A 612-nucleotide genomic window follows, 5' to 3' on the forward strand; every position below is an offset into this window, starting at 1 on the left:
GATCAAGCGGATCGAGGTGAAACCGAACGCGCGCCTGAGCCTTCAGGCGCATCATCACCGCTCCGAGCACTGGGTGGTGGTGAGCGGGACCGCGAAGGTCGTCAATGGCCAGAGTGAAATCCTGCTGGCGACCAACCAGTCCACCTATATCCCTTGCGGCCACAAGCACCGCCTCGAAAATCCCGGCATTCTTCCGCTCGTCATGATCGAAGTGCAAAGCGGGGAATATCTTGGCGAAGACGATATTGTGCGGTTCGATGATGTTTACGGACGCACGTAACTTGTAAGGTTGCCCAGGCAACATCCCGATCTGGATATGTTTCTGTTATCGGGCAGATGGTTTGCATTCCTGAAGATGGCGATCAAGAAAGTAGAGACAGGTTCATCATGACTTCCAAAATAGCGTTTATCACCGGCGTGACCGGGCAGGATGGAGCCTATCTCTCGAAGTTTCTGCTTGAGAAGGGATAYGAGGTCCACGGCCTTCTGCGGCGCAGTGCCTCGGCCGATGTGGTCGGTTCACGGCTGAAATGGCTTGGAATTGCCGACAAGATCGTGCTTCACGACGGCAATCTGACGGATCTCTCCGGTCTCATCCGGGTCCTCCAGGAC

The 612-nt window shown here is 55.5% G+C and carries 2 protein-coding genes; both read left to right on the top strand.

Translation table 11 applies throughout. From position 1 onward, the window contains the following. A partial coding sequence (locus AC1DX0_RS36790; protein WP_477359566.1) for a cupin domain-containing protein occupies positions 1-280 on the top strand: 280 nt, incomplete at its 5' end. Between the two features lie 107 nt (positions 281-387). After that, positions 388-612: GDP-mannose 4,6-dehydratase (locus AC1DX0_RS36795; RefSeq protein WP_477359569.1), on the top strand; the 225-nt coding region annotated here is incomplete at its 3' end.

This window comes from Mesorhizobium sp. P3_A9 (genome assembly GCF_056402975.1).